The organism is Mycolicibacter senuensis (genome assembly GCF_002101885.1).
In the GTDB taxonomy this organism is placed as follows: Bacteria; Actinomycetota; Actinomycetes; order Mycobacteriales; family Mycobacteriaceae; genus Mycobacterium; species Mycobacterium senuense.
Map to the genome: position 1 here is coordinate 13,829 of NZ_LQPS01000014.1, position 22,463 is coordinate 36,291.

Here is a 22,463-nt window from a genome sequence, read left to right on the forward strand (position 1 = left end):
GATCAGGCCGCCTCGCGTACGTCGATCTGACCTGTCACCGCAGCGGTGATCAGCGCCGACCGGCGCTCCCGTACCAGCTCGATGGACCGTTCCGTCTCGGCGATCAGGGCATCGATCTTCGACGCCTGCTCGCGCCATTTCCTAACGAGAGCCTTCTGGACTATCGGGGGTGGTAGCGGGATCGTGACCTGCTGGACGACCGACGTGTTGAGCCGCGCGCGGGTCGCCCCTCGGGCGAGCAGCATGACCTCCGCTCTTGACTGGGGCGCGGAGAGGGCCCAGGCAAGGTATTCGGGACTGACGGCGTCTGTAGGCCTGACCCGGTAACAATCGGCTTTTACGATCGCGGGACCAATGTCGGGCACAACGGTTGCGCGGCCGAGCGGCATTTTGTCGTCCCCGAGCCCGGCGATCACGACGTCGCCTGCCGCAACGCTGTGCGCACTCAGTTCCTCCGCGTACGCAAGAGTGATATAGGCAGCATCACCGTCCCGGAACTCTCCCAGACCGACGTTGCCGAGCCGAATGACACGTGCTCCCTCGTCTGAGTAATGCGCCGATGTGAGCGCCGACCCGAAGGGCCCATCAATGATCGACGCCACAACTCTGCGCAGCTGAACAGGCATTCCTTCTTTGTTGGCGTCTGCAAGCCCACAGGACCACACCGCGTCTCGCCGCTCCCTCAGCAGGTCGATAAGCCGCTGCTGCTGCTCGATGAGCGTGTCGATCCGGGCCGTCTCCCGGTCCAGGAAGTCGGCGATGGCGCGTTGCACCCCCAAGGGCGGCTGTGGCACTTGCAGGTTCAGAAAGACGTTCGGGTAGATCCGGAGGCGCGAGGAGTGGATCCCACGTGAATGCCGTGTCATCTCGGCGACGTACCCGTCCGACCGGTAGAGGTAGTCGAAGTAGCGGGTATCGGTTTCGACGCCGGGCCGTGGCCGGTACACGCTGTATGCCGGGCTGACGATCCCCGAGTATCGAGAAACGCCGAGTGCCCCCATCCATGCCCACATCATGTTGATGACCAGGTCGCCTGGTTCCACCAGCCGATACCCGCCGAGGGTCTCGGCCTCGATCATCGTGACCTTCTTCTCCGACCGGGGCGTTATTCCGGTGATGTGGGAGACACTCAACAGCTCCTCGTCACCATCCTGCGAGACCGCGAGTGACTCGGCAAGGAGCTGTTTGTTCCTCACCCGAGGCCAACTGTCCGGTACCGCGTAATCCCACTCCGATTCGTGTGTACGGTGCTCGACTGTCACCGCTCCACCTGACGCAGCAGGTCGATGATCCTCGCGACCTGCTTCTCCAGGTCGGCGTCGATCTCCGCGAGGGGTCGAGGCGGGACGTACTTGTAGAAGTGCCGGGTGAACGGGATCTCGTAACCCACCTTCGTCTTGGCGACGTCGACCCAGGCATCGGGCACGTGCGGCAGGACCTGGTGGTCGAAGTACGCCTTGATCGTCTCCGCTCGGCCGGCATCGCCGTCGGTGTTGCCGCCGTAGGTGAACGGAATGTTTTCCGTGTCCCTCAGCTTGGGGTCCGGCTTCGGATTGCCCTTCCGGTCCGTCGACACCTTCCCCGTCTCGGTGAGCAACGGTCGCTCAACGGTCACGGTCCAGTAGGCAAAGTCGCTGACGGTGAACACCTTCGAGTAGTCGGGGTCGGCCTCGTCGAACGCGTCGTACAGCGCCAGGATCCGTTCCCGGGATTCCGCGTCAACCTCTCGTCCCTTCGCGCCGAGGTTCCTCCGAATCTTGGTCCAGAACGAGCTCGCGTCGATCAGTTGCACCTTGCCGACGCGCTCAGGGCGCTTCGTGTTGTCGAGAATCCAGATGTAGGTGGCGATGCCGGTGTTGAAGAACATGTTCGTCGGCAGCGCGACGATTGCCTCCACTAGATCGGACTCTAGGAGCCACTGCCGGATCCGCGACGGACCAGACTCCGCAGCGCCGTTGAACAGCGGTGACCCGTTGAGGACGATCCCTGCACGTCCGCCACCATCGTGCGCCGGCCGCATTTTCGACGCCAGATGGGACAGGAATAGCATCTGCCCATCACCGACCGTCGGTAGCCCGTGCGAGAAGCGCGAATTCTGTGTCAGTGCTTCCTTTTTCACCGACTCTTGAGACGCCTTCCAATCCACACCGTAGGGCGGTTCCGTACATGGTTTCGGCGTGTTGCAATCCGGTGCTACTAACCTTGGTGCTCGACATGAGCGAATCGCGATCTTGGCGGCAGGTTGGGAACCGACAGTTCGTCTCGGCGCCGCTCTTGTGGTTCGTCGTTATGGGTAAGGGAGATATCCGGCCGGCACGCTCGTGCGGGCTGGCGATGGCGGTATGTTTTAACGAGAAGGTAGTTACGCTGGCGATTTGCGCGGCCTTCAGCGGGCAGTGGCCCCGGACTGGCTGGCATCGTTCTCGATAGGCACCACGTAGACCTTGATCCCGCGGGATTCGAGATCGTCGACGGTTCTAACCAAGGTCACTTGGCTGAAGCTGTACAAAGTGTCGGGGCCGAACTTCTCGCCGGCGTGCCGGTCGATTGCAAATACGACCGCCGGAGGCTTCGGTTGACCGAGGTTCGGGTCGCCGCCTTTCGTTTCGACGAGCTCGCGGAACTTGGTTCGGGCTTCGTTGTCGTACACCAGCGAGTGCGCGGAATTATGGCCCTGTGCGAACAAGTGACTTAGCGGAGCGGAAGCATCAGCCTTCTTGACATGCACCAAAGCTCCGTTGGGAGCGAGGATGTCACAGGTCTCGAACCCCCGGCGATTCTGGGAGGTGGTGATAAGGTTCCGGTCCATCACCCAGCCGCCGACGTGTCTGGCTGCCTCTTTGTTGTACCTCTCCTCGGGGATCTTCTTTCCGTCCTGATTGTTTCGCCAAGGCGGGAGTTCCAAATCCCACGAGATATCGAAGATTTCACGGACACGTGCCTGAAGCTGCTCAGCGTAGTTCTCGTCCATCAGGTACCACGAGCCATCGTGAAGAAAGTACCGGCGGTTATTCAACGTCTCTTCGTAGGCCACCCATTTGCGCAGTGGAATGGCCGAGCTGATTGCGGCTTGTCCATCGGGGTCGCTGAAGAGCTGGACCGTGGTTCTGCTCAGCGATCGCAAGACATCTCTGGAGTCGATCGCCTGCCGGATCGTTTCGACCGACGGAACCCCATCCATCACCGCGCTGGCACCGCGCCCTTTGATGCTGAACGCAGCGGGGGTTCCGTTCTCGTTTATCCCCTCGTGGGGCCAAGCCACACCGATCTTGGAGCTAGCGGTGTCCAGAAGCGCCTCTTCCAGAAGCGCATCAAGCTTGAGGGCAGTTGGATTGTTCTTCTTGAGCGCTACGAGTTGCTCAAGGATCTGAAGTTCTTGTCGCGGTGACAGTTTCAGGGTCTTTTCGACCACCGAGAGGTCATCGAGGAAGCCCTGCACACTGTGCGCCAGCGGCAGATTCAGCGAGTCCGCACCGCGCACCTTGAACGGCCTGTCTACGGTCAGCCCGTCTATTTGGGCGGTTGCGACCACTCGCGTTACTAGCTCACCAAAGTCACCCAGACCAAAGCCGCTCAGCTGCGACCCCGAGGGAATTGAGGAGCGATCTACCTTGGCGCGGCTGTCCATCGTCTTGCTGGTGAGCGAATTCAAGCTATCGGCGTGTGCGGTGCGAATCGCGATACGCTGCCCAAAGCCGGGATCGACATGCGCTTGATCCAAGAGGTGAAACCCCATCCCGTAGGCGATCGCCCACGCGGTAGTGTCCGCGTCGTCACCGCTGCCCTCGTCCTCCTTAGTGCCTGACCCTTCACTGTTGCCCTTGATGAGCAGGACTGCGGCGGCGTTTTGATTGGAGGCCAACAGTGACTGCCCGATGAGGGCGCCTAGGCGGTCAGCCCAGCGTGCCGGGTCGGTTTTCATATGCCCGTGCACCAATAACGCCTCCCGATCACCTACCGAGCAGACAACAGTCGTGAATTTCTCGGTGTCGTTGAGGTACTTGTCTCGGATAGCGCGGCGCAACTTGATCACATCAGTGAGTCGGTACAGGGTGGTCGGAGTCGTTGATGCCTTCTTACGTGCCACGTCCGTTCCTATTCATTAGCTCGGATACGAAATCGCTTCCGGTGCAAGATAATCAGTTATGCCAACCGAAGGCGGTTCCAGTTCAGAAGCTCTCGCAGGTGCTTGCCGTTCACGCCAAGGCTCTTAGCAACGACCGTCGGTCCGCCGTTGACTTCGACTAGACGAGGGAAGAGAGATCCAACTACCGGCTGGAACTCTCCAGGCTCGTTCTTGCGCCAGCGCGACATCTGGATCTGTAACGCGCGGTAACGCGCATCGTCGATGTAATCGAGTTCATGTGCCCGATAGATAATCGCCGCGGCAGACATTCCCCAGGCGCCCTTTAGATGCACGAAGTCGGTAAGCTTGGGTTTGTCTATCATCGCGGCATCAAAGTCGTCCCGAGGAAACAGCAGGGCACCCGCGAACTGATTGGCCTCGCTTTCCACCGAATCGTGGCGTCGGTCGTGGAATATCAAGTGAGCGCACTCATGCGCCAGGCTAAACCTGAATCGGTCACCAGAGACGCTCGGATCAAGTCCAATGACGGGCACATCATTCACCCATGCTGAAATTCCGTCAAGCCCAGGGAGATTGACGATAGGGACCAGACACACCCCTGCGCGTTCCACGAGTGCCGTCAGGTTCCGGATCGGCCCCGAATCTTCCTGGCCGAGGACGCCCCTCAGTTCAAGAGCCAATTCCTCGATCTCATCAGATCCGATAGCTGGTGGTTGCCTTTGCAGGAGAAGGCTCGGCGCTTTCGCGGTGACGTTGAGCAATTCTCCAAAGACCTCTCCGGCCAACCGGAGCAACTCCTTCGCTCGCTTCTTGGCGGAGACCGTCGTCGACGCTCGCGCCCTGTGGATGGGCTCGGACATGTCCGGCATGGACAACCGGTTGTTGCCGTAGCCGAGGATTTCAAGGTCGCCCTTAAACGATCGGCGGCCGCTTTCGATGGCCGATATCATAGGCACGGAGACGCCAAGGATGTCGGCAAGGTCACCTTGGTTTATACCCTCAATGTCACGAAAAGCACGTAGCCGGTTCATGATTCGCCAAAGTCATCAAAGTTGAGATCACCGAGTTGATCGAAGGCTTCAGGCTCTCCCTGATCGAACGTGATGCCTCCACCGCCTCCCTCGGGCGGCGTAGCCGCCTCGAAGGGCCAGAATCCAAGGAAGTCAAGCGCACGAGCCGGAATCAAACGACTGCGGTTCGGCATCTTCTTGGTGGGGCACGTCCACAGGCCCATGCCAGCGCGTGCAAAGTTGTAGGCGAGCAAGCTGGGCAGTTCGGTCGCTACCTGACGCCGCACCGAGAACAGCTCAAGCTGTCCTTGATGCGTCATGGATTCTTCGATGCCGATCGCCGACTTGCTGCGAATAAGCCAGGACCACTGTTTTGACTCAGCTGTCACCTGGACGCGGCCGAACTCTACGTACTCAGGATGCAGCTTGTACTGGGAGGACTGCGTCACCTGAGCCTGCACGATCGAGCGGAAGTAGTGAGCCTTATGTAGCTGTGTCGGCGGTGCGCCCCACTCATTAGTGAAACCGCGCGCGTCTGCTGCGGTCGCGAGGTACGCCGTTAGCATCATCTGCGCGAACGCATCTACGTCGTTTCGGTCGATCTCCACAAGTCGGAATACTACATCATCGGTAGAATTTATACACGAAATGTTGCACGAAGATCCGCCGGCGTGTCGGGTCCGCCTGATGCATCGTTGTCGGCTGGCATCACGGCGACAGCACCACAGGTTGGCGTGTCACTAGCCACGGCGCCTTCGCTCACTTGTCGCCCGCCAGTGGAAGTGGCGGCGCGGACAGTTCCGAGTACCGCTCGAAGAGGATCTCCTGCCGCTGCCGAAAGGTAGGTTCTCCAGGACAGCGGAACGCGGCATCGACCAGTTTGTCGAGTTTCAAATGGGCGCTCAGTAGCTCGTCAGGCATGGTGACAGGATCGTAGAGTGACGCAAGTGTTCTGTCTGGGAAGCGGTTCCGTGCAGCCAGGATCTCAAGCCCAGCAGTGACAATGGTCTTCCTAGACTCATCGTCAACTTCGGGTAACGGCAGGGTGTTCCACACGATGGTGTTGGTGAAGCTCGGATCCGACTTCATCCTGCCACCGACCGTTCTCTGCCATGTCATAAACATGGACGAGGAGATCATCGCGAATAGGTAACCGTCCGGATCCGGAGACGTGAACAGTTTGATCGAGGCGATGACTTCTGCCGGTAGGCGTGCGACGGTGGCAAACTGCCGACTGTCGGTGAACGTTTGTGGAATGCCCAGGTAGTCCGCCTTGGGCTGACGGATCTCCCCGAACAAGTGTGGAGTTGACGCGATCCGCCTTGTGGCCGCTTTCGTGCTCGCCTCACGCTTGGCCCTGACCGCTCCGAGTCGTTCCGAAATCAGAGTGCTCGTCACAAGTTCTTCGAGCTGAGCGTCTACGAACCACAGGCACCACCGGTCATCACCGTTGATCAGTTCCTCGCCGCCTCGGTATGGTCGAAGATATTTTGCGGCGACAGGGTCCGCAGCCACCTCGTCATAATCCTCGGGTTCGACCGTGAGATAGCCCCAATCGACCGCCTTCGAGCCAGCGTCCACCTCGGGGAGGCCTGGCGACAACGGCCGCATCCGCTTGGCCACCAGAACATTTGGAGCATCTATCAGGTACGCGTTAAGTTCCTTCACCCGCGTGACAGTGGGCCCTGCGCCCCCGTTCGGGGGGTCGATAAGAATCGCTTCACCGGGTGATCGTGTAAACCCGACGATCACACAATGAACTGCGGCTCCGCCAGAAGCCTCAGAGGTCCATGGGAAGGTTCTGTACGCGAACTTGATCCTCCATCCCGCCGCGAAGATGTGGCCCCAAAGGCTCGGAACTGCTTGGCCCTGCGAGATCGAGTTCGTCGATACGAAAGCCCACAGTCCTGCAGTTTCCCCGAAGTACTCAATGGCCTGCCGGTACCACCCCGCAACGTAGTCCAGGAACCCGTCGTACTCACTACCCCAGACCATCCGAAGATCAGCAGTCTCTTCTGCGCTACGTTCCTTCGGTCCGTGGAATGGTGGATTGCCTGCGACGATTACTGATTCCGACACCGGACAGTGCTCCTGCCACGACAGCTGGAGTGCATTCCCGACCGCTATCTTCGCTTGGGTTTGAATCGGCAGTCGTTGTGGCGCCTCGCCGAAACGTTCCTTAAGCTTGAGGTCGCACTGTCGGTCCACCAGGAACATAGCTGTTTCCGCGATTCGTGCCGGCCATTCGTCGATCTCGATGCCGTAGAAGTGATCGAGCGTCACCTTGAGTGCGAGGGTTGGGTCGAAGGCGAGTTGGGCGGCGCCGGCCAGTTCCTGCAGGCGCTCCATGATGCGCAGCTCTAGGTCGCGCAATTCGCGGAAGGCCACGATGATGAAATTCCCGCAACCACACGCTGGGTCCATGTACCTGATGTCCCCAAGACGCTTCCAAAGCCGGGTCAGCACCCCCTTCTCGTCTTTCATCGTTCGGGCCCGGTCGAACTCTGCGCGAAGTTCATCGAGGAACAGCGGGTTGAGGGTCTTGAGGATGTTCTCTTCGGAGGTATAGTGCTCGCCCAGTTCGCGCCGCGTCTGCGCGTCGCGCACGGACTGGAACATCGACCCGAAGATCGCTGGGCTGATTGTGGACCAATCGACCACGCAGGCGTCGAGCACCGCTTCGCGGAAATCCTTGCTAAGCACCGGCAGCGTGATCTTCTCTTGGAAGAGTCCGCCGTTGATGTAGGGCAGAACAGCATTGATTCCGTTCGCCGCGGCGCCACCGGGCTTATCAAGGGCTTCGAACAGGTCGGTGAGCTGCTCTCCGAGAGTAGAAGCGTCTGCAGGTGTCTGCACATGTATGAACTCGAGGAAGGCATCGGCTACTGGCACGCCATGTGGGTCCTCCCACATTTCGGTGTCGTCGCCGAACATCAGGAACAAGATGCGTGCAAGGATGATAGAGATTTCGTGGTCGCGTTTCCTAGCGTCATATGACGGCGAATAGGCCGCTTCGAGCGCAGAGTACATGCGTGCCATTAGTTTTGAGGCTCGTTTGCTTTCGTTGCGTGCCTCTACGTCGAATGCTTCACGGACCTTTGTGAGCACGGCGTTGGCATCGAGCGCGATGTCGATCGGCAGGCGAATGACATCGAGCCGGGCAGCGAAGTTCGGATTGGCCCGACCCTTGCGGTGTCGGTGGCTCGTCAGCCTGGTCGATGTCGAGTTGTCCTTGATGCGGCGCGCCGGCCAGCGCCAGACTTGCTCCTCATCGTTGTGGAAGATGACCAGTCGGTCAGTGGTGGTCTTGGCGATCAGCCGATCAAGTTCGGCTTCGATCTTCGACCCGGGCTTCTCATCGCAGACCCAGACACGAAGGCCCTTATAGGATGAGACATTCGTGGCTGTGTAGGTCTGCCCATCATCGGCGGTATAGCTGATCGGTTCGGAATCTGGTGCACTCCAGTTAAGCTCGTGCAGAAAGAGTTCTTGGAAGAGGTGCTCCTCGACGAGGCTCAATGGGGTATCAGTCATGCTTCACGTACTCCGATCGAGCAGACGAGTTTGACGTTGTCGGTCTCCGATGACTTGATGACCAGGCGGTCTTCCTCATGGAGCTGGTTGAGAAGGTCGGCAATGTCATCGACGCTGTAGCGGTTCCGACGCGCCTGACTGAGCCGCATTGTCGCGTGCTCGGTGAGGGGCTGTGCGTGCAGTGCGTTGAGTGCGTCAGTCGCCTTCTGGGCGAACAATGTTCCAGCGAGACGCTCCCACACCCACTTTCGGATCCCTTTGAGGTTTCCGGCTGCAATTGCCTCGATGGTGAGTGGTCCGTGGATGAGCGCCGTTTGCCGATCAAAGTGATCGGGCCTCAGTTCTGCTGTGGGGGTGTCGATTTGTGCGCGGAAGGTGCGCATCGCTTCGAGCGGAGTGAGCAGTCTCTCGACGGTTGAGCCGTCGGGGTCTGTGGTAGATGTCGCGAACGCGTCGACGCCGGACTCGGTGCTGACGAAGCAAGTGACGTTTCCAGCATTCTCGTCGATGTACTGTTCGCGGGTGCTGTGGACCATGTCCTGCATGCCGAGCACCCTCTTTGCGGTCTGCGGGTGTTTGGTCTGGGCGTTCGACCAGACAACCCACGCCTCGCTCACGGCATCGGCCTCGCTGTCAGCGTCGTCCGCGTCATCGCTGACCTTGCCTTTGTAGAAGTCATCGAGAATCTTGATTTCGGCGTCACCGCCGAAGAACTGTTCATCGGAACCGAAAGCTTCAGCCGCAGCGCCAAGGCGTGCACGGATGCGCTGTCGAAGGTTGATCTGGGCTTCAACATTCTCGTGGCTGATGAGGTAGACGAAGACCTCGTCTGACTTCTGGCCGACACGGTCGACGCGACCGGCACGCTGGATGATGCGGATAATCGCCCAGGGCAGGTCGTAGTTGACGACGATGTGGGAGTCCTGCAGATTCTGGCCTTCGGAGAGCACGTCGGTCGCGACGAGCACGTCGATGCCGTCCGCCGGGACTTCTTCAGTGGGCTCCTCCTGCCCCGGGATCTGGTTGGAGTGTGGTGCGAATCGGCGAGCTATAGCAGCCGGATCGTCGGTGTTGCCTGAGACGACGGCGACTTTGTCAACACCGGCTCCCTGAAGTGCTTGGGCGACGTATTCAGCGGTGTCGGCGTATTCAGTGAAGACCAGGACCTTCTCGCCGGGATGGTCGTCGCGGAGCAGGTCGACCAGTGCGTTGATCTTCGAGTCGCGGGTCGAATCCCAGCTGCCAAACCGGTCGAGCATGCTCGTGAGCGTCTGGTTGTCGCGTTCGAGGTCCTTACGCAACGTTGTTTTGAAGACTGTGGAGTTGACCCACTTCGTCTTTGCCGGGAGGTTTTTGCGGAGCTCCTCATAGCGGCTGGCGAGCGAGCCGTGTGTTGTCGGGTCGTCCTCAACATCTTCGTCGCTGACGGCGAACTGCTTGTCTGTGAACGACCCAACAGGGATGGGCAGATTGTTCTGGATCGCATGCAGGAACAGCTCATTGCGAGCGCGTTGACGCTGCAGCGACACGATGAATGAGTGCCCGGATGAGGACAACCGTTTGAACAGTCCGGTACGGACAAAGCCACTGACGTTCCCTCGCCCGGAGCGGATGTCGTCGAGGATTTTCGTGTCGGACTCGGTGTGTGCTGCGCGCGGGTTGTCGTAGTCGGCTAGCCGATAGCGCGGCAGTGCGAGAGAGCCCACGGCGTTGAGCGTGTCGTTATCTTCCATGAGTTTCGCGGGATCGTCGTCGGCGAAGTCGTGGCTGAGGGGACGGGCGATTCGGGTTGGGAAGCGGAACTTCTCTCCGCTCGCGAACTGTAGGTACGGCCGCTGCTCGATGGTGCCGTCGGGCAACGTCACCGGTTCGGTCTTTGCCGTTCGTTTGATGAAACTTCGGGTTCGCCTCACGAGGTGATCGCTCATGAGCCGGCGCCAATCCTCGGCGTGGTCGGACCGCCGGAAGGCGGCGAGTGTGTTGATCTTTCCGTCGACTTTGTCGCGAAGTCCGGGTTCTGCGGCTAGTGCTGCGGTGGGGACGATACCGAGGTCCTCGTCGTCGTCGATGTACAGCGCGATCTGGCTGGCGACGTCTTGGAATGCGAGGTTGTACGGGGTTGCGGTAAGGAGCAACACTTTGGAGGTATTGCGGCGGATGTACTCGTGGATCGCTTCGTAGGCGATGGTGCTGCTGTTGCGTAGGTTGTGCGACTCGTCGCAGATAACCAGGTTGAATCGTTTGAGCTCTGGGAGCACCCTGTCGGCCATCGAGTACGGGACAACGCGCCCGTTGATTTCGTATTCGTCGAGGTGCTTGGTCCACATGAGTTCTAGGTTCTTCGGACACAGCACCAACGTCGAATAGTCCTCGGCGGACTGGAGCATTAGAGCCGTCGCGATGGCGGTCAGGGTCTTGCCGAGCCCAACGACGTCGCCAAGCATGGTTCCGCCTCGGCGAACAATGCGGCGGGCGAGGGTGCGGACTGCGCTCTCTTGATAGTCGAGCAGCAAGTTCTGCATCGATGCCGGCAGGACGTAGCCGAGTCCGTCTCGGGCGTCTTGGGACAGCGCGTGGCAAACCTTGAGGTAGACCTCGAATGGGGTGGGTTGCTGGCTCGCAGCCCAGGATTCGGAGATCAGTTGGATGATCTCGGCGGTGATGGGCAGAGAAAACCGGTCGGTCCACCGTGCTTCGAACCATTCGGCGATTTTGTAGTTTGCGTCGGAGTCTTGGACGTCGATGTTCAGCTCAAGGTTGGTCGTCAAACCGGCATGAGTGAGGTTCGACGACCCGACGTACGCCCAGCGAGAGCCATGCTTCTTCCCCGGCGCATGGAACAGGTACGTCTTTCCGTGTAGCGGCTTCTCGGTGAACACCTTCATCTCGACGCTGCCGTCTTCGAGTTGTCGCTTCAGCGTCCGAAGGGTCTGCTGCCCTTCGACGGTGGCCAGTCCTCTCATGAGCTGGTTTCGCAGGTGTTTGACGAGCTGGTCCCGGCGGGCCAGGGCCTTCTCCCGGTCGTGAACATCGGACCCGTAGCCCGGTGGTTGAACCTCTCGCTGAAGGGCGTCGAGAATCTCCTGCGAGTCGGCTGGCGCGACCATTCCGATAAGGACCCGGGCAACCGGATCTACGCCTGTTCGAGGTTTCGTGTCGACGATGTCGGCCATGCTCGACCAGCCACGAAGGTCGAGATACCCCGTGGCAACGTCGACGGTGTCGAATTCCTTGAGAGAGACACGTAGTGCGTCCTTCAAGCGGGTGTCGTCGCTGAGATTGTCGAAGAGGTTCGGCACTGGCGGTTATGTCCTCGAAGTGTGGGCGATCTGGATAAACAATTCCTCGGCAACCTTGCCAGAGGCTGCTGTGGGTCACTTCACGGTGGGGTTATGCCTTTCTGCTGGTCGCAGCGGTACGATTTTGTCACTTTGGGCCCGACTCCATCGCAGTTCGCGGTTCTCAAGCGCCAAGACCTGGATGATGCGTTCGAGCCCGTGGATAGTCACTGTAAGTGCGCTGACGTCGGCGGTAAGTGCTCTCACGCGTGCCTGGGCGTCGGCGGTCTCCCGGCGCAGCATCAGCAGGATCGGCGGCTCAGTGTTGGTGTTGGCAATCCGGGCGCGGAATTCGTCCTGGAGATCGGTGTGCCGGTGAGTGAGGAGCCATCGCTTGACGCGGGACTCCTCGGCGAGTGACTTCACGGTGAGTTTGCCGTCGGAGTGCAGTGGTTTGCCGGCGATGAGTCGGTCCATCGCATCGCGGATCGCACGGCGCACTTCCTCGTCATTCTGGCCAGTCATCACGGCGTCCCGCTGCTTCGATGCGCGTCGACAATGGCCTGGAGCGCGTTGACGCGTTGTTGGAGCCGGCGCCGCAAGGGTATCGGTGTCGTGGGGGAGGCAATCTCGGCTTCGTGCCGCGCGATGGCGTCTTCAACCTGGGCGATGTTCTCGTCGGTTCGGGCAATGTTGCCGCATCCGGGTTGGCAGTGTGAGACGTCGGGGGATCGCAGTTCGTTCGCGGCGGTCTGCCTATCGGGGTGGCAGAGGGCCTTGGACTGGTCGTAGCAGCAGGTAACGAACTGTTGCGGGTTGTCGTAGATGCGCAGTTGCGGGTTGGCGCGTAGGGCGGCTGCCTGCTTGTTGCTCATGTAGCGGCCGCGGAATTGCCGGTCGAACAGGTGGATGGCCTGGGTGTATCGGTCGGCGGCCGGGCCGCTGACCTGCTCACCGTTTTCGAGGCGCTGGTGTGCGTCTTCGAGGTAGTCGGCACGGGCGAGGGCTTCTTCCATCGGGAAGACGTCTCGCAGCCCGCTGGTGACCCGTGATCCGTAACCGTCGGTGGTGTAACCACGCAGGTGTCCGTACTGCACGCCGAGGGCCACACGGCCGCCCGGTTTGCGGTAGATGAACCAGGCCAAGGTTCGCCTGAACCGCTTGACGGTCACGGCTTCGTCGGGATCAGCGGGGACCACCTCATGCGTGCGTCCGAGTCTCAGGGCGGCGCGGTTGCTCCAGTCGATCAAGTCCTGGATGCGGTCGCGGACCATGCGGGCGTGCACGGCCTTTCCTGCGTTGACCCCGCAGGGCCACAGCGCGAAGGCGTCGATCGGAAACAGAAGTTGGGAGGTCGGGTTCAGTGCTTCCATCACCGTGATGGCTTTCGCCACGGGTGCGATGGCCAGCCAGGGTTGTTCTCGCTCGACGCCGGCGGGTATCGCGTTGCCTGACTTATCAAGTGCGCCTTTGAAGGTTCTGCCGTAGATGCGGTAGTGGAGCTGCCCGGTCGCGGGATCGGTGTGGGTTCGGCAGCAGCCGCGCTCCAATGCACGGCATTCCTCCCCGCGCATGCCGGTCAGGTAGGCGACGATGACGAACGCGGCGGTGGCTAGGTGGCGGCAGAGCTCCTCGACCTCGTAGAAGTTGATGGCGGGGGTCCAGGCCTTCCCGCCGACGGAGCCCGTGATCGGCATTGGCAAGTCCGCGTCATCGCTGGCACTCAGGCCGGCTATCGGCCAGCGCGGATACATCACCTGTGTCTGTTCGGGAGACAGGCCCAGCTGCCAACCGATAAATCCTTTTGCCAGCAAGCGCATGTGCGGCCGATTGGGGGCCACCCACCCGGGCACTGTCTGCGACTCCTGACGGGACTGCTGGACGTACGCGCGAAACCGTTGATAGGGCGTGAGTGCCAGGAGGCTCCGCGGGACATCGCGCGGTGTCGCTTTGAGTGCCTTCGCGGAAAGGATGTCGTCGCTGAAGTCGGTGACGAAGCGCATCGCCCATACCAGTAGGCCGGCCATCGTCTGCGGATGGATGGGGGTCGTCTTGTTCTCACTGGTCCAGTTCCCGGGGCCAAGCACCGATGCCCTGCCCGTGTGGCTGTTCTCCCAGGGTGGTTGTGCGAGGCGATCGGCTTCGGGGAGATACGGGGCGTAGAGCCAGGAGCGGGTCACAGCGAAGAGCGCATTCCCCACGTTCTCGCGTGAGCCGTGGTGTCGTTTGAGGTGATCCGCATATTCGTCGTAGGTAGCATCGGTGACCGCGCTGAACTCGTGAATGTCCTTGTCCGCCAGCCAGGTCATCCACTGCCGAAGGAAACGCGCGAAGATGCACACCGTTGCCGGGGCGAGTTGGCTGCGCGCCGCAGAGGAGCGTTCCAGATCCTCGACCGGTGTCGGCTTGTTGATGCTCGCCCAGATCAATCGCTTGGCCGTGGCGACATAGGGCGCGGGAAAGGTGTCGAAGACGATGCTCAACGTGCCCGACACGGTCTGCTTCTGCACCAATGGTGTGAGATCCCAGCGGTTGTCGCCCACCGTGGAGAGGTTTCCTCGTCGTGCTTCAGGCACGCGCTCGATGTCGGCGATGACCGGTTCGGAGTCGTCAAGTTCGAGCTGGAAAGGCTGCTGTGGCCACGGGTTGGCTGCGGCGGTGCTCATGCGTCGAGATTCCTTCCGAGGAGCGCGGAGACGATGTCGCGGTCAGCGTCGGTGACATGGTGACGCGCATCGCCGATCTCGGCCTGCGTTGCGTTCTGATCGAGAATCGCTTGCAGTCGGGCGTAGTGATCCCGGTAGTCCGTTTCCCACCGGGCCGGGGCAACGAGGGTGGCGACATTGTCGAGGGCGTCCAGCAGCGTGACCAGGCGCGGCAGGTGGTCGGGGGTGATGACGGCGTTCGTGCAGGTGAAACAGGCGAAGAACGACGCTGGGCATGGCTCACCGGCGGTGGCGGCAAACGGGCTGTTCAAGAAGTCGGTGCACGCGGTGGTGGCGGTGTCGAGACTGCCGGCGAGCAGCAGCTTGAGCGTCGACACCGGGATGTCGAGCAGTGTCGCGGCGGTTTCGGGGTCTCTGTGGGCGCCGGCCACTTCGGCGGCAGTCAGCGAGCGGATCGTGACCGTGGCTTTGGCGTGGGCGACGGCATCAGCCTGCCCGTCGATGATGGTGTCGACAGCCTCATCTGCAGTGGCCGGGTCCGGGCTTCGGTAGGTGTCTTCGCTGACGGATTCGCTGTTCTGCCGGGCCTGTTGGTTCAACACCTGTTCGGAGAGCCGCAGCCGTCGCAGACTCACCCGCAACGGTGTCCCGTCGTCCGCCAGCAGCCCGGCGTCCGCCATGTAGTGATCACCGATGCCCGCAGTCAACCATTCCTGCCGGAATGGGCCGACTCCGGTGAAGTTCTTGTGTCGGTGGGCGATAAGTAGCTTCTCCGACGGGGTTCCGAGTTCGGCGAGCGTCGCGCGGCATGGCTCGGTCAAGCGGACCGCGTTCTCCCACAGCTTTCCGGCCTCACCCGCGAGAATCTCGGCGCTGTACCGCTTGGTCCCTCTTCTCGGTTTATCGGTATTGACGGTGTACACGGCGTCTTCACTGGCACCGTCGGATGCCCGAAACGAGGCCACGGTGAGGTTGTCCAGGACCGAGAGGTTGAACCCCCGCTCGCATACGAGAAGGACCATCAAGCAATAGATTTCCCGTATCGACGGGAACAACGCTTGCGCCGGGTTCGACACGCCGGCCAGGTCGAAGCACTCCTTCAGGACCACCCGGTTCGCGAGATACTGCGAGGGAAGCATTCCGTTTCGCGACAGATACTCCAGCAGCGATCCGGTGCACCACCGCGCCCCGCCGACCTTGAACGTGATTCCGTCGCCGACGGCGCCAGTCTCCTGATATCGGTGCAGCTTCTCTATGTTGGTCCGGATTCTGCGGAGCGCTTGGCGGACCTCGCCCTTGGCGGCACTACGGATCCGCGCGAACTCGCCGCGATTGTAGGAATCATTCTCGGTCAGACGGTTGCGAGGCTTCACGGCCTTCGCGCGCATCGCCTTGCGCGTGGTTTCGGGAAGTCGCGGCGACTCCGACAGCACGGTCCGCATGAGATTCACTTGCCCCGGCCATCGGGTCTGACTCTCCTTGGCTGCGCGCCACGCCCACCACACCTCGGGACCGAAGTCCGCGATCGAGTGAACGCCCGGGAACCCGCTGCCCAGGTAGGCGATGAGCTGTCGCGCGGCACTGACCGCCGCGTCAACAGTCGCCAGCGTGCGCCAACGACCACCCGATTGAGACCCGTTCGCCAACGCGGTGACCAGGTCGTCGATCAGTTCCGCGGGGCCGTGGACGTCGTCGAACGAGAATGTCCTCGTTCGGCCCGCCTCGTCGGTGAAGCAGAGCTGTCGGAGCTCAGGGTCTACCGGGGCGGGACGGGCGTATTTGCCGGCGGGCAGTGCCGCTGTTCTACGCGGGGCCACCGCTCATTGCTCCTCGGTGTCGATGATTCCGGGGGCCGCCGCTGCGATGTGCGTAATGAAGTCGGCGATCGATGCGTCCTCAGCTGCGTCGTCATTGAGGAACAGGTCTACCTGCAGGCCCGACACCGGTTCGAGATAGCAGTCACGCGTGGTTTCCACGTTCACATGGCCCAGCAATGTCTGAACCAAAACCCAAGGGTCACCGAAGATATGGCGATACTCGCGCCGCTCGGCAGGGGTGATGCCCATCTTGCGCTCGTGTGCGTAAATCAACGTGACCAACATCCTCAGGGCGAACGAGTGGCGCAGCATATGCGGGTGACAATGGATGTCTACCCCAAGGGTCCGACACCGATCGTTGGTCGTGGAGAAAATCGCCTCCCAGGTGCGGTACGGCAGCGGCAGGCCGGCCTCAGACAGCCAGACCATCCATGGTTCAAGCCCGCGCTCAGTGGTGACGTAGAAGTCGAGCCGATCCTTGGAGTCGAGACTATCCAGCGGTACGGCCCCTTTCCTGCCGTCCCGTTTGGTGAAGTGCACGCGACGGTGATGGTCCACCGTGTCGACGAGCTTGATGTCGGCCAGCGCGTCGTAACGCCCTTCAGATCGGGCGCGGCGAACGGCCGCAGCCCGCGTTGAAATGACGTAGTTGTCAATGTGTTTCAGCGCCGCGGCGCTGATCCAGAAATCACGGCCGCGACCCTTCGCCACGGCTTGACCGACTCGGGCCTTGGCGTAACGCACTTGGCTGTCAACGCTGGGGATTTCTCCCAGGACCAGTGTTCCGGCTTCACGCAGTCGTAGCCCGCTCGACCACAGCGCTTCAGCGAACGCCAGGTTGCGGCCGTCATTGCGTCCTCGCCAATTCGTATCCCGTCGCCCGTCGAGGCGGTAGCCACCGAGGCCGACGTCACGCCAGCGCCTGTACGCGCGGGGCGTCAGCCACTTGAGCTGGACCGAACGAACAGCACCCGGTTGCAACCGCGTGGAATCCGAATCCCCATTCGAGCCGGCCTTGTGCCGGACGACAGGAGAAACGGCCACGTTGCCGCGCCACTGCTGCCAGCCGTAGAACTTCTTGATCGCCGCCAGATCTCGTGAAAACGTGGCAGCACCAACACGATCCGGGTTCTGCTGGTCGCGTCGACGCCAGAACTCATAGTCGGCAAGATGCTCGAACGTCGCCGTTCTCCAGTCGACGCCTTGAACGGAAAGGAAGGAGAGAAACAGCTGGATGTCCGGGGCGTAGGACTCCTGCGAGCCCGCCGCCAACGATTGGAACGCCGCCGACCGGAAGAACTCCAGGACCTCCACGTCCGGCCGGCCATCGGGCATAAGGACAAACGGCTGACCGGGACGAATTCCGAGCGCAGCCTCGCGCTCTGCTAGGTCCGGGAAGTCGGCAAGGATGTCGGACCTAGCGGTGTACGGCCGGTTAGGCCGCCGCGCCCAACACAACCTCCAGCGGAAGTCGTCGTCGTGTTGTTCCACAGCAACAGAACCTGCCACAACACACCGACATTTTACGGAACGGCGGATTGGACATGCAGAAGTCGAAGGTCCGGTCGAAGAACAGGTCGTCGGCCAGGGTGTCTCCGAGCTTGATGTTGCCGGCGTCCTGTCCCTTGGCGATCATGTCGGACTTGCAGATCGCGTAGGACTGGTCGTTGATCTCCTGCCCGTACAGCCGCAACCGCGCATCCTGGTTTCGTTCCAGTAGCCGCTCCTCCGCGACGGAGAGCATGCCACCAGTGCCGGCCGTCGGGTCGTAAATGGTGCGGACGGTGCCCGGTTCGAGCAGGGCGGCGCTCTCCTCGGCGAACAGCAGGTCCACCATCAGCCGGATCGCATCGCGCGGGGTGTAGTGCTCGCCGGCCTCCTCGTTGGAGGCCTCCGCGAACTTGTAGATCAGGTGCTCGAAAAGGTCGCCCATCTCGGCGTTGGACACCACGTCCGGGTGCAGGTCCACCTCCGCGAACTGCGACGTAACCAGGTACAGGCGGTTCTTCTCGTCGAGGGTCGCGAGCTCGTTCTCGAACTTGAACCGCTCGAAGACGTCGATGTTCGCCGAGAACCCGGTGATGTAGTCCATCAGGTTCGCCCGCAGGCCCTCCGGGTCCTCCAGCAGGGTCTTGAAGTCGAAGGCGCTGGTGTTATAGAGGGCCATGCCGGTCTTGCGCTTCACCTGCACGTCCAGGGCTCCACCGGCGTACTTCTCCGCAAGCGCACGCACTTCGTCACGGGTGGGTCTAAGGACGCAGTCCAGGCGCCGCAGGATCGTGAACGGGAGGATCACGCCGCCATACTGGTGCGGCTTGTACACGCCGCGGAGCTGGTCTGCGATGCCCCACACGAAGTTTCCCAGCTTGCTCAAATCCGAACTCCCACGATGGTCTTGCATCCACGCCTGTCACAGGAACTTTAACTACAGCGAGCTCGGCTCGCGGCTGGTCGGCAAGGTCGCTCGATCCCGACCAGCGAAGTGCGGTACGCGACCCAGACCGGCGGCAGCGCCCCAACCAGACCCTCGTGCGTCTAGAGCGGCGGTGTCGAAGGGCCGGTCCGAAGCTCCGACGCGTCCGGATACGACTGACTGATGTCGCCAGGCAATACGGCAAGAAGTTCAAGGTACTGCCGACCGCTGTCGGTGACGTCGAAGATCTCGCCGACGGCTGTTATGTCCATGGACGTGTGGCCACTCCCGACCGACCCCCGAAGCTCGGCCTTCGCGGCGATCATGCCCATTCGCCTGAGCGAATCCACGTATTGGAGAGTTGCGCGGTTGTCATTGGTGTCGATCCTTACGACGTCACCGCTCGCAAGCCGTTGCAGAAGCTCGCGTTCAGGTTTGGCTAGAAACCTGGCGAGCAGGAACCGCAGTGCTTGGATGTCCTCGGCTTGCCGCTCTTGTTCTGCCTCAACCTTTTGGAGGTACTTGACAGAACCGCCGCCAGGAAAGTCAATGCTCTCGAATACGGTTCGTAGCCAGGGCAGGAACCCGACGACAATCAGCGTGATCGTCCAGCCGTCAACCTTCGCCTCGGGGTCGATTACGTGCCAAAGAAGGAACCCAGCGGCGGTTACTGACAGGGCAAGCGACGGAATTACGTACGCTTTCGGCCAATCCCCCTTTGCCATGGATTCCATGGTATCCGCTCGCTAGACGCACGGGCCGCTGAGCCGAGTCGAATTTGCATGGCTCCCATGGTCAGTCTTTGTATGCGGCGCTGAGCGCAGACGACAGCGCGTTCATCGACAGGAATTGCAAAAGGGTTTAGGTAGGCCGCGCGCATCAGCGGCGACTACCGGCGCATCTTGGCCGTCCGGTCTGCCTTGGGTACGCAGCACGATGCCGTTCAAGGTGTTCGCGTCACCGGCCGCCTGAGTACCGGCCGCGGAACTGGACAGGGTGAAGCTCAAAGTGCTCTGCGGTGACCGGGCCGTCGTGCTCGATCAATTCCGCGGTGCCCGAATCGAGGTCCATCGAGTGATAAATCCAGATCGAGTAGCACTCGGAGTTTGTGTGCGAGTACGCCACCTCGCCGGCACTGATGAAGAAGCCGGGTTCGAGAGAGCACGTTCCCTTGACTTCGATGAAGTGGGTAGCCCCGATTGGGCACCGGATCGCGATGTCGAACCCGGGATTGTTATGGGGCATCCTCTCGACCGCGGCTTCCGGCCACCGGCGAGTGGCGTTCTCGATGGCGAGCTTCATCGCCAAATCGTCGACACGCTGCGTATGTGCGGCGTCGGCGTACCCCGGTGCATCCGGACGCGTCTCATCGCTTGCCACGGGGGGTTCCGGCGCGGCAACGGCGACCATTTCGTAGTCCCCTGTGGGGACCGGCGGTCGGCGCGGCGGAGTGGTCGACTTCCCCGGATTGTCGAATCCGTACGAACACCGCAGCGGCTCGGCCCCGGTGGTGAGGCTGAACTTCGTCCGCAACCGGTTCAGTCGAGCGTCGACGCGCTGGCGCAGCCCCTCAGTCATCTCGCCCCGGAAGTGTAGTAGCGCCCTCAGCACGGCCTCGTCGTAGGTGGACTGCGTCTTGGTGGCGGCGAACTCCCCGTTCAGCACGTTGTGTACGCCGCGGCGGCAGTAATTCACTTGGGCGGGCTTCACATTGAGTTCACGAGCGGCTTCCTCGACGGTCAGCCCGGCCTCCTCGTGGAGGAACGTCGCGCCGTAATGGCAGCGGGCGCGGCGGAGGTAGCTTGCGATTTCGTCGCGGTAGGGATTGGCGGTGTCAGGCACGCGCGTAAGCGTCGCACAAGGCACCGACGGGCTGGCGGGACCAGGGACCACTTGTCACGATTCCCCGTTATCGTGTCGGACCCCGGTGAGACGATCGCACGATGGCAATGGACACAAGGCGGCGAAAGCTGAAGCTCATAGCTGACCGGATCAGCGCTTGCCGGAAGTGCCCGGGGATGAACGAACGCGGGGTGACTGGTTCGGCGGCCGGATACGGATCGGCAGATTCGCCGGTAGCCATCGTCGGGCAGAGCCTGTGCCGCATGTGCATGGAAACCGGGATTCCGTTCACCGGCGGAAGCGGCGGCTACATCGACCACGCCCTGAAACTCGCCGGCCGCGCGAAGAGCGAAATCTTCATCACGAACGTCGTGCACTGCCACCCACCGGAAGACAGGCGCTCGCGCCCCTACGAGATCGATAACTGCCGGCACTTTCTCCACGATGAGCTCGACGTGGTCGGGCCACGACTGATCATTGGTCTCGGTAAAGATGCAGAGAAGGTGCTGTCATCGCGCTATCCCGATGGAAAGCACCTGTCGTGGCCGTTCGTCAAGCCGCGGACCTCTAGTCAGGGCATGACGTACCTGCTGTTCCCGGAGCACCCCGGCTCACTGCGGTTCAAGAAGACGCCGGAACGCGCCTACTACTCGCCGAGTCTCGCTCGCGCAATCACGTGGGGATTCGACACCCGGTAGGAAGGAGTCGCATGGCGAACGTGAATGGCGCCAACGCCAATCCCAATGTAGTGGCGGACAAAATGCGGCGTATCCGGGATCCGCACGTCAAGCCCCTCAACGACCTCGCCGACCGGATCGCCGATGCCGAAGGGCTCAAGCACGGGCAGGTGCCCTACGTCGACCCTGATCAGGGCGGGCTCGGCGCGCGAATGCTGGTGCTGCTCGACAATCCGTCGACCAAGGCCGAGGCCGATACCGGCTCCGGGCTGCTGAGTCTGGACAACAACGACCGAACTGCCCGAAACTGCCGCGAGGCTTACGCCCACTACGGCGTGGACTGGCAAGACGTCGTCCACTGGAACGCGGTGCCGTTCCCCGTGGCCGGTGTGAAGAACGGCGGGTCGACTATTGCCGAGCGGCAGCGTGCGGTTCCCTGGACACGCGAAGCTGTCGCGCTCCTGCCGAATCTAGAGATCGTGCTTCTTCTGGGAGTCGCTGCCAGGGACGGCTGGAAACGCGCCACTGTCGACCGGCCGAACCTCTACGTGGTGCCTGGCAAGATCCCTCACTGCTCGCAGCGTGGCCTCAACACCAACGGCGGGCGAGCGATATTCGACAAGGCGATTGAGACGGTCGCCGGGCTGCTACGCAACGGAACGTAGAAGCAGCCGATTGCCCAAGCGGAAGTGACGCAAGACCCATCAAGTCCTACGGTCTCTTGCAGCCGAATGCCTGTGTTGATCTTGCGATGCAGCGTTCTTCGGGTCCTCCAGAACGACGATGAGCGCTAACGTTGGATCATGCCGGTGCCCACAGAGCAGAAGGTGGCCGCGTTGAGCCGTGACTTCGGTTCGGCGCGTCGCCTCGCCGAGCTGCTTGGAGTGGATTCCGAGCAGATCGAGCGGTGGCAGGGCGGTGAGGGAATCGACCAGGCCAATGCGGAGCGTGTCGATCTCCTGGAAGTCGTGATGGCTCACCTGTTGCGCCTGTATTCGAGCGAGACGGCTCAGCGCTGGCTCATCGGGCTGAACCCCAACCTGGGTGATCGTCGGCCGGCGGATCTCATTCGCCGCCGGCAGACCGCCGAAGTGCTCGATGCTATTGCCAACGAGCGGGCCGGGAGCTTCGCCTGAGGA

At 61.6% G+C, this 22,463-nt stretch carries 15 protein-coding genes and 2 pseudogenes; 3 read left to right on the forward strand and 14 right to left on the reverse strand.

Translation table 11 applies throughout. The features are described 5' to 3' along the window. Nucleotides 1-2: 2 nt before the first annotated feature. The 14 genes and pseudogenes from AWC24_RS02090 to AWC24_RS02155 form a co-directional block, all read right to left on the reverse strand. Nucleotides 3-1,262, reverse strand: a complete 1,260-nt coding sequence (locus AWC24_RS02090; RefSeq protein WP_065152271.1) for a restriction endonuclease subunit S domain-containing protein — start codon at nt 1,260-1,262, stop codon at nt 3-5. Beyond that, nucleotides 1,259-2,164: pseudogene (locus AWC24_RS02095) on the reverse strand (HsdM family class I SAM-dependent methyltransferase); the annotation flags it as partial. The gene AWC24_RS02090 and the pseudogene AWC24_RS02095, both read right to left, overlap by 4 nt. A gap of 222 nt (nt 2,165-2,386) precedes the next feature. Then, nucleotides 2,387-4,087 carry a DUF6119 family protein gene (locus AWC24_RS02100; protein ID WP_163705478.1) on the reverse strand — a complete coding sequence of 567 codons (1,701 nt, stop codon included), beginning with the start codon at nt 4,085-4,087 and terminating at the stop codon, nt 2,387-2,389. A 56-nt stretch (nt 4,088-4,143) separates the two neighbouring features. Further along, nucleotides 4,144-5,118 carry an XRE family transcriptional regulator gene (locus tag AWC24_RS02105; protein ID WP_085081848.1) on the reverse strand — a complete coding sequence of 325 codons (975 nt, stop codon included), beginning with the start codon at nt 5,116-5,118 and terminating at the stop codon, nt 4,144-4,146. After that, nucleotides 5,115-5,705, reverse strand: coding sequence for a hypothetical protein (locus tag AWC24_RS02110; RefSeq protein ID WP_234807222.1), 591 nt, complete (start codon nt 5,703-5,705; stop codon nt 5,115-5,117). The genes AWC24_RS02105 and AWC24_RS02110 overlap by 4 nt, the downstream gene beginning before the upstream one ends. A 151-nt stretch (nt 5,706-5,856) precedes the next feature. After that, a complete protein-coding gene (locus AWC24_RS02115) occupies nt 5,857-8,631 on the reverse strand; it encodes a class I SAM-dependent DNA methyltransferase (RefSeq protein ID WP_085081849.1) in 2,775 nt (924 codons plus the stop codon). Next, entirely contained in the window at nt 8,628-11,930 is a 3,303-nt protein-coding gene (locus AWC24_RS02120; RefSeq protein ID WP_085081850.1) for a DEAD/DEAH box helicase family protein, read from the reverse strand. The genes AWC24_RS02115 and AWC24_RS02120 overlap by 4 nt, the downstream gene beginning before the upstream one ends. 75 nt (nt 11,931-12,005) lie before the next feature. Continuing rightward, nucleotides 12,006-12,434: a hypothetical protein gene (locus AWC24_RS02125; protein WP_085081851.1), complete on the reverse strand. Its 429-nt coding sequence runs from the start codon at nt 12,432-12,434 to the stop codon at nt 12,006-12,008. Beyond that, a complete protein-coding gene (locus AWC24_RS02130) occupies nt 12,434-14,575 on the reverse strand; it encodes a hypothetical protein (protein ID WP_085081852.1) in 2,142 nt (713 codons plus the stop codon). Before AWC24_RS02130 ends, AWC24_RS02125 begins: the two co-directional genes overlap by 1 nt. Continuing rightward, entirely contained in the window at nt 14,572-16,392 is a 1,821-nt protein-coding gene (locus tag AWC24_RS02135) for a hypothetical protein (RefSeq protein ID WP_085081853.1), read from the reverse strand. Before AWC24_RS02135 ends, AWC24_RS02130 begins: the two co-directional genes overlap by 4 nt. 3 nt (nt 16,393-16,395) lie before the next feature. After that, on the reverse strand, nt 16,396-17,883 hold the full coding sequence (locus AWC24_RS02140; RefSeq protein ID WP_234807223.1) for a site-specific integrase: 1,488 nt from the start codon (nt 17,881-17,883) through the stop codon (nt 16,396-16,398). Between the two features lie 37 nt (nt 17,884-17,920). Then, nucleotides 17,921-18,766: pseudogene (locus tag AWC24_RS02145) on the reverse strand (HsdM family class I SAM-dependent methyltransferase); the annotation flags it as partial. Nucleotides 18,767-18,927: 161 nt separating this feature from the next. Next, nucleotides 18,928-19,530: a hypothetical protein gene (locus AWC24_RS02150; protein ID WP_131812770.1), complete on the reverse strand. Its 603-nt coding sequence runs from the start codon at nt 19,528-19,530 to the stop codon at nt 18,928-18,930. 232 nt (nt 19,531-19,762) lie between these two features. Continuing rightward, complete coding sequence (locus AWC24_RS02155; RefSeq protein WP_085081854.1) at nt 19,763-20,647, reverse strand: protein NO VEIN domain-containing protein; 885 nt, start codon at nt 20,645-20,647, stop codon at nt 19,763-19,765. A 176-nt stretch (nt 20,648-20,823) separates the two neighbouring features. Between AWC24_RS02155 and AWC24_RS02160 the strand changes: the two genes are divergently transcribed. From AWC24_RS02160 to AWC24_RS02170, 3 genes are all read left to right on the forward strand, one after another. Next, nucleotides 20,824-21,345: a uracil-DNA glycosylase family protein gene (locus AWC24_RS02160; protein WP_233428550.1), complete on the forward strand. Its 522-nt coding sequence runs from the start codon at nt 20,824-20,826 to the stop codon at nt 21,343-21,345. Between the two features lie 11 nt (nt 21,346-21,356). After that, nucleotides 21,357-21,989, forward strand: a complete 633-nt coding sequence (locus tag AWC24_RS02165) for a uracil-DNA glycosylase family protein (RefSeq protein ID WP_065152276.1) — start codon at nt 21,357-21,359, stop codon at nt 21,987-21,989. A gap of 138 nt (nt 21,990-22,127) precedes the next feature. Then, entirely contained in the window at nt 22,128-22,460 is a 333-nt protein-coding gene (locus AWC24_RS02170; protein WP_065152277.1) for an antitoxin Xre/MbcA/ParS toxin-binding domain-containing protein, read from the forward strand. The last annotated feature ends 3 nt before the right edge of the window (nt 22,461-22,463 follow it).

What these genes read in the sequence shown, in the direction of transcription:
- AWC24_RS02105 (WP_085081848.1), bottom strand. Translation starts at nt 5,118, where the DNA reads ATGAACCGGCTACGTGCTTTTCGTGACATTGAGGGTATAAACCAAGGT.
- AWC24_RS02115 (WP_085081849.1), bottom strand. Translation starts at nt 8,631, where the DNA reads ATGACTGATACCCCATTGAGCCTCGTCGAGGAGCACCTCTTCCAAGAA.
- AWC24_RS02125 (WP_085081851.1), bottom strand. Translation starts at nt 12,434, where the DNA reads ATGACTGGCCAGAATGACGAGGAAGTGCGCCGTGCGATCCGCGATGCG.
- AWC24_RS02130 (WP_085081852.1), bottom strand. Translation starts at nt 14,575, where the DNA reads ATGAGCACCGCCGCAGCCAACCCGTGGCCACAGCAGCCTTTCCAGCTC.
- AWC24_RS02150 (WP_131812770.1), bottom strand. Translation starts at nt 19,530, where the DNA reads ATGGCAAAGGGGGATTGGCCGAAAGCGTACGTAATTCCGTCGCTTGCC.
- AWC24_RS02160 (WP_233428550.1), top strand. Translation starts at nt 20,824, where the DNA reads ATGAACGAACGCGGGGTGACTGGTTCGGCGGCCGGATACGGATCGGCA.
- AWC24_RS02165 (WP_065152276.1), top strand. Translation starts at nt 21,357, where the DNA reads ATGGCGAACGTGAATGGCGCCAACGCCAATCCCAATGTAGTGGCGGAC.
- AWC24_RS02170 (WP_065152277.1), top strand. Translation starts at nt 22,128, where the DNA reads ATGCCGGTGCCCACAGAGCAGAAGGTGGCCGCGTTGAGCCGTGACTTC.